Annotated in this window: 6 protein-coding genes and 1 pseudogene; 6 read left to right on the forward strand and 1 reads right to left on the reverse strand. The window is 36.5% G+C overall.

Annotated features, from left to right (window positions below):
• Positions 1-168: 168 nt before the first annotated feature.
• The 6 genes from B9T24_RS14390 (at position 169) to B9T24_RS14415 (ending at position 6569) form a co-directional block, all read left to right on the forward strand.
• Positions 169-1542: an ABC1 kinase family protein gene (locus tag B9T24_RS14390; protein WP_086166401.1), complete on the forward strand. Its 1374-nt coding sequence runs from the start codon at positions 169-171 to the stop codon at positions 1540-1542.
• 235 nt (positions 1543-1777) lie between these two features.
• Positions 1778-3064: an acyl-CoA dehydrogenase family protein gene (locus tag B9T24_RS14395; protein ID WP_171264917.1), complete on the forward strand. Its 1287-nt coding sequence runs from the start codon at positions 1778-1780 to the stop codon at positions 3062-3064.
• Positions 3065-3089: 25 nt separating this feature from the next.
• On the forward strand, positions 3090-4289 hold the full coding sequence (locus tag B9T24_RS14400; RefSeq protein ID WP_086166403.1) for an acyl-CoA dehydrogenase family protein: 1200 nt from the start codon (positions 3090-3092) through the stop codon (positions 4287-4289).
• Positions 4290-4382: 93 nt separating this feature from the next.
• Entirely contained in the window at positions 4383-4868 is a 486-nt protein-coding gene (locus B9T24_RS14405) for a GNAT family N-acetyltransferase (protein ID WP_086166404.1), read from the forward strand.
• Positions 4869-5251: 383 nt separating this feature from the next.
• The gene (locus tag B9T24_RS14410; RefSeq protein ID WP_086166405.1) at positions 5252-5794 is read left to right on the forward strand and encodes a type 1 glutamine amidotransferase domain-containing protein; all 543 of its coding nucleotides are present in this window, start codon (positions 5252-5254) and stop codon (positions 5792-5794) included.
• A 271-nt stretch (positions 5795-6065) separates the two neighbouring features.
• The gene (locus B9T24_RS14415) at positions 6066-6569 is read left to right on the forward strand and encodes a lytic transglycosylase domain-containing protein (RefSeq protein ID WP_228145733.1); all 504 of its coding nucleotides are present in this window, start codon (positions 6066-6068) and stop codon (positions 6567-6569) included.
• 187 nt (positions 6570-6756) lie between these two features.
• Here B9T24_RS14415 and B9T24_RS17380 read toward each other — a convergent pair.
• Positions 6757-6927: pseudogene (locus B9T24_RS17380) on the reverse strand (transposase); the annotation flags it as partial.
• Positions 6928-7057: the final 130 nt, after the last annotated feature.

Raw genomic sequence — 7057 nt, forward strand, 5'->3', positions numbered from 1 at the left:
GGTAACATGAAAGTATCGGTTCATCTTGGTAAAATATGAAAAATGAATTAAATATTCAGCATATTCATACCCTATTTAAGCATGTTGAACTTTTTTAATACGCCAATACACGTTAATATCCGCTACAATTAATTATTCTGCGACTTGCTGATTAAAGGATTTTGTTTAATGTCAGATCAGAACGATAAGCTTAAACAACTTAAAACTTCCTCTATGGATCGACGCTTATCTATCGCTAAAGCATCCTTACTAGCAGGAACTCGTTGGGCTGCATCTAATGCGACAACTATGTTTTCCAGTGAAGCAGAAAAAGAAAAGAAACGTAAAAAAGCCATGAAAGAGCAAGCCGATTATCTTGTTTCTGAAATTGGTAAACTCAAAGGTTCGATCGTTAAAATTGGTCAAATGATGGCGCTATATGGCGAACATTTTTTACCTGAAGAAATCACACAAGCGCTTAATACGTTAAACAATCAAACTATTGCCCTCGCATGGCCTGCCATTAAGCAACATTTAGAACAACAATTAGGTTCTAAATTAGATGATTTAACGATTGACCATGAACCTTTGGGCACAGCCTCATTGGCGCAAGTACATCGTGCCACTCGCAAATCAGATGGCTTGGAAATTGTGCTTAAAATCCAATATCCTGGTGTAGCCGATGCTATTGATTCAGATATGAGCTTATTTAAAAATATGCTTAAACTGACGCGCATCGTGCCGCAAACCCGTGAATTTGATCAATGGTTCGATGAAGTTCGTGAAATGCTACATCGTGAAGTCAACTATGACATTGAAGCTGCGACTACGCGTCGTTTTGCAGAACGTTTAAAAGATGACCCACGCTATGTCGTACCGCACATTATTGATGAGTACTGCACAGATCAAATTCTCTGTATGACTTTTGAACGTGGTGTCCCAATCAATAGCCCTGTGATGTTGTCTCTGCCTCAAGAACGTCGTAATCAACTCGGTGAAGCATCATTAGAAATTGCCGTCCGTGAAATTTTTGAATGGGGCGAAATGCAAACCGATCCAAATTTTGGCAATTATTTGGTGCAATTGGGCAATGGATCAGACAATAAAGATAAAATTGTACTGTTAGATTTTGGTGCGATTCGTCAATTTGATGAGCATTTGCTAAGCGTTGCTCGCAATTTAATTCAAGCCGGCTATCATCATAATATTGATGAAATGGTCAATGCCATGACTGGTTATGAATTCTTTGATTCCATTCCTCAAAGCATTAAACCCGATATGGCGAAAGTCTTTTTATTAGCCACTGAAGCCTTTAGTACAATCGCAAACAATCCAGACTTACCTGAAGGCGTTATGGATGAACAACAGCGTTACGATTGGAAAAAGAGCCAACTACATAGCCGTGTAATGCAGCGTGCATCTAAATCAATGGCATCGCGTTATTTCAGCGTACCACCAAAAGAATTTATGTTTATTAGCCGTAAATTCATTGGTGCATACACATTTATGACCGTGATTGATGCAAAAACCAATGTCCGTAAAATGGTTGAAAAATTCTTATAAAACCATCTAGACTAGAATGAACTTATTGTCATTCTAGTCAATCCCCTATTTCTGATGCCAAATAAAAATCTAAAAAAACAAATATTATTCAGTAGTTTAAGAAATTTTAAAAAAACTTAAAACCATTCATCTAAGTCAATTTTAATTGTCAGCAACGACATAGTCTTTTCTATGTCCACATGTCAGCATAAAAATACAAAAAATCAAAAACTAATGGACGATAATAATGACCAATATGGTAAACAAGGCACAAGGATTTGGACTTTCACTCATCACCAAAATTGCGGGTAGTGACGTTCTTGATCAGCTCAAGCTACGTAAATTTCTGGAAAAGTCTTTATATCAAGGCTCAAAAATTAGTTTTAAGACCTTAAGCAAAACCCAAAAAGTATTTAAAGCAGATGCAAAAATTCATAAACAGCGTCTGCCCAATCAACAAAAATCACTCTTCGATTTAAATCTCACCGAAGAACAACAAATGACCTGTGATGCAATGGATCAATTTGCATCTGAAGTCCTCTATCCTTTGGCACATCAAGCGGATCAAGATGAAAAATTTCCAACGGTGCTTTGGCAACACTGTACAAATCTAGGATTAAATTACTATGCGCTTCCTGAAGCCTTAGGTGGCGTGGCAACAGAAAAAAATATTTTAAGTAATATTTTGATTGCTGAACATTTAGCTAAAGGTGATTTCAGCTTAACTGCGGGTTTACTTTCTACCTTCAGTGTAATAAATGCAATTACACAATGGGGTTCGGAAAAAATTCAAGCGACCTATTTACCCAGCTTTGCCAATGAAAGTGACATCCAAGCAACGTTTGCGATACAAGAAGCAACTCCTGCATTTAATCCATTCAACTTAAAAACTAAAGCGACTTCAAACAATGGCAAATACACCATTAATGGAGAAAAAACCTTAGTTATCTTAGGTGAAACGGCTGATTTATTGCTGGTAAATGCCGAACTTAATGGCTCAGCAGAGGTGTTCATTGTAAAACGCAACCACACTATTACCGCAAAAAAAAGCACAGCTATGGGGATGAAAGCCGCAGAAACCATGACTTTAAAGTTCAACCAAACCCCTGCTGAATTGTTAGGTGATGAAGACTTTAATTATCCAGCTTTCTTAGACTTAGGCAATTTAATGTGGTGCGCTATGGCTGTTGGTACTTGTGAAGCAGTGAAAGCTTACTGTATTCACTATGCCAATGAACGTACTGCTTTTGGTGAACCTATTTCACACCGTCAAAGTGTGGCATTTATGATTGCAGATATGGCAATTGAAATTGATGCGATGCGTATGCTGATTTTAAATGCGGCAAGTCTTGCAGAAGCAGGTCAAGCTTTTCATCGCGAAGCCTATTTAGCACGTTTACTCTGTGCAGAAAAATCCATGCAAATTGGCACGAATGGTGTGCAAATTTTAGGGGGTCATGGCTTTACCAAAGAGCACCCCGTAGAACGTTGGTATCGTGATTTACGTGCAACAGCAATCTTACATTCAGGCTTACATGCTTAATCTATCAAAATAAGGAATAAAGCACATGAACTTACAAAATCCTAAAAAATTTAAGCTACTGATAGATCAAGCCCATGAAACGGCTGTCAATGTACTGCGCCCTATTTCACGTAAATACGATAAAGCCGAACATAGCTATCCTAAAGAACTCGATATGTTTGCCTCAATCCTTGATGGGATGAACGATGGTGGCGAAGGCATGAACGCAGGTGCTGCCGTCGGAAAACGTGGCAACACAGAAGCTGGAAATAAAAATGGTGTCAATATGTCTACGGCACTCGGTGTCATTGAGATGTGCTATGGAGATACGGGATTATTACTGAGTATGCCGCGTCAAGGTTTAGGTAATTCCGCAATCGCTGCTGTCGCAAACGATGAACAGCTAGAACGCTTCAAAGGCACATGGGCCGCAATGGCCATTACCGAATCTGGCTGTGGTTCAGATTCCGCTGCAATTCGTACCACTGCAACCAAAGATGGCGATGATTATATTTTAAATGGTGAAAAAATTTTCGTGACTTCAGGTGAACGTGCTGACTCTGTTGTCGTTTGGGCAACCTTAGATAAAAAACAAGGTCGAGCTGCGATTAAATCCTTTGTCGTTCCGAAAGGAACTGCGGGAATGAAAGTAGAACGTCTGGAACATAAACTCGGTATTAAAGCATCCGATACTGCCGTGATTAGCTTTATTGATTGTCGTGTACCCAGTGTAAATTTATTGGGTCACGCTGAAATTGATATGGCAAAAGGTTTCGCTGGTGTCATGGAAACTTTTGATAACACTCGCCCTTTGGTCGCTGCAATGGCTGTGGGCTGTGCCAAAGCATCGCTAGAAAGAATTAAAGAAATTTTTAAAGATCAACTCGATGAAAATTATGCTACCCCCTATTTACAGACATCCTATATAGCCGCACAAATTTATCGGATGGAGGCAGAATGGGAAGCTGCACGTTTACTGACCATGAAAGCTGCGTGGATGGCTGACAATAAAAAACCAAACTCACGTGAAGCTTCTATTTCAAAAGCCAAGGCAGGACGAATTTGTAATGAAATCACATTAAAATGTGTCGAATTGGCTGCAACAGTTGGCTATAACGAAGATGAATTATTGGAAAAATGGGCGCGTGACTCAAAAATTCTCGACATTTTTGAAGGTACACAACAAATTCAACAGCTCATTATTGCACGTCGTGAATTAGGAAAAAATTCAAGTGAATTAAAATAGTTTTGTGATTTTTTAATCGAAAAAGAACTTACAAGAGATGAATTTTTTGTTATAAAAATCCATCTCTTTTTTTATTGTTATTGATTTAAGTTTATGTATCACATCAGACCCATCCAAACCCAAGACAATACTGAAATTGCACGCATTATTCGTAAAGTTTCCAAAGAATTTGGACTCGCTGCTGAATCTGGTTTTGCCGTAGCTGATTCAATTTTAGATGATTTATACAGCGTATATTCACAGAAAAACAGCCAGTATTGGATCATTGAAAATGAACACGGCCAAATATTTGGTGGTGGCGGTTTATCCGAACTAAAAGGTGATGAAACGATCCTAGAAATTCAAAAAATGTATTTTCTGCCAGAAATTCGTAGTTTAGGCTTTGCTAAACAAATACTAGAAAAAAGTTTTCACTTTACTGAGCAACAAGGTTTTAAATCTTGTTATCTAGAAACGACCAAGGAATTGTGGCAAGCAATCAAACTGTATGAAAAATTAGGTTTTAAATATTTAGACCAACCTAAAGGAAATACTGGACATAGCCATGCTTGTGAAATTTGGATGCAAAAACTACTTTAATGTACGTCTAAATATTAGAACAATAGAAAATTAGTCATTCTTCGACTCTTTTTTACCGACCAATGATCTATATTTTGTACGCAATTACTTACAACTAAAGTATACAATCTCGGCTAGTTAAGATAGATCCCAAACTATATGATTAAATTATCAGGAAATAGGATGTTTCCAATAATAAAAATAATAAACGACGTAAGCAGGATGCATAAAAGTAAGAAAAAGGTCTAACTTGAAATCTATATAAAATAAGCCTCATCACGTATGGGGCTTATTTTTCACTCAATTTTTTCAAACCTTAACAAGAACAAGCTAAATTTTGTACAGCTTCATCGAATATACTTTGTTAATGTCAGAATTCAAATACAAAATTCAGGATTTTTAACATGTCTAAAAAAGCATTATTTATTACCTCTAATCTTGGTATAGAACACGATGAACTAATCAAACCACTTGAATTTTTACAATCGAAAGGCATTGAGGTGATTCATGCTGCTGAAGAACAAAAGGAAGTACATACAGTTAAAAGTGGTAAAGGATCTGCAACCTCTTATATTCCACAAACCACTTTAGCTAAAGTTTCAGCACAAGATTATGATATTTTGGTGATTCCTGGGGGAACTATAAATGCTGATATACTTAGGCTAAATCAAGATGCACATAGAATTATTCAATACTTCACAGATAATGCGAAACCTATTGCCGCTATTTGTCATGCACCTTGGGTTTTAATCAATGCTGGACGAATTAAAGGTAAAATTTTAACCTCTTATAAAAGCATCAAATTGGATCTAGAAAATGCGGGCGGAAATTGGGTAAATGAAGATGTTCATCGTTGTAATATCCACAATTGGCCTTTAATTACTTCACGATGCCCCGATGATATTCCAGCTTTTAATGAAGCCATCTTAAAAGAATTAAACAGCTAAAATGCCTTTTAATGAATACGTTGCATCAAAATGATAAGATGCCCTATTTATATGAAATAATTTTCTTTTCAAAATCAGTTAATAATTTTAAAATCAACATTTTTCACAAATCGAGTAAATAACACAAAACATCAACTATTGACTCTAGCGACTAAGGTCACTAGCATAACTTTCAATAAAATTTTACTTTTGGCTTCTAACCTTGTTGATTACATCTCACTTACAATCACAATTATTAAATACTCATTTCTGTACATTTAAATTCGCAACTATAGCCATTATTGCTCTAGCTTTTACAGGTTGTTCATCTTTAGGCGGTGGCTCAATTGCTAAACGGTCTACTAAATTATCTATGGGCATACAAAAAGCTTATGCTGTTGAACCAAATACAGCAAATCGTGTATCACCTATGATTGTTCAAAGTGCTGATAAGTATAATGTTGATCCATTACTATTAGCTGCCATGATTCGACAAGAATCAAGTTATAAAAACTATGCTATTTCACCCGCAGGTGCCGTCGGACTCACTCAAATTATCCCTCGTTACTGGCAACAAACCTGTTCTGGAGATCTGATAGAAGAAAATAATAATATTAATTGTGGTACATATATTTTAGCCAAATATAATCAATCTGCCGGAAGTTGGAAAAAGGCTCTTGCTTATTACAATGTCGGACCTACGGGCTATGAATCCAGTTGGAAAATGAAGCGCCAAGGCAAAAAATATGCAAATCAAGTGCAACAACATCAAAAAACATTGAAAAGTGCATTATAGATATAAGACACCTATTGATTCATAAACTAGTAGATCATTGTCTTTGTAGTTCAAAAAAATAATGCGTAAGTAAAATTTCATCGCTAAACTAAATTTATTATCCGCTATGCATCAAACATAATATTGAGAGGTCAATACGGGTGACATTTAAAAGCTATTTTTCCTAATTTTAGGGTCTGTTGACATTTCATAATGGTAACCCAATAAAGATACAAGCAAGCGCAACTGAATTTTCATAGTTTCGTTTTAGCTTGTCATAATGAGTTGCAACCCCTCTAAAATGCTTCAATCGTGCAAATGTATTCTCAACTAAGTGCCTGATTTTATATAAATACCAATCCATATGATCATTGCTTGTTTTTGTATTGGATTTCTTTATTCACCAATATTTGATTTATCAACTTCCGCGCATAAAAAAACACCCCAACTCGTTTGAGTTGGGGTGTTTTCAGGAATAATGAGCTGGCGATGACTTACTCTCACATGGG

This window comes from Acinetobacter sp. ANC 4654 (genome assembly GCF_002135425.1).
Lineage (GTDB): Bacteria > Pseudomonadota > Gammaproteobacteria > Pseudomonadales > Moraxellaceae > Acinetobacter > Acinetobacter kyonggiensis.

Excerpts from the sequence above, each read along its gene's own strand:
- B9T24_RS14395 (WP_171264917.1), top strand. The coding sequence starts at position 1,778 with ATGGTAAACAAGGCACAAGGATTTGGACTTTCACTCATCACCAAAATT.
- B9T24_RS14400 (WP_086166403.1), top strand. The coding sequence starts at position 3,090 with ATGAACTTACAAAATCCTAAAAAATTTAAGCTACTGATAGATCAAGCC.
- B9T24_RS14410 (WP_086166405.1), top strand. The coding sequence starts at position 5,252 with ATGTCTAAAAAAGCATTATTTATTACCTCTAATCTTGGTATAGAACAC.
- B9T24_RS14390 (WP_086166401.1), top strand. The coding sequence starts at position 169 with ATGTCAGATCAGAACGATAAGCTTAAACAACTTAAAACTTCCTCTATG.
- B9T24_RS14405 (WP_086166404.1), top strand. The coding sequence starts at position 4,383 with ATGTATCACATCAGACCCATCCAAACCCAAGACAATACTGAAATTGCA.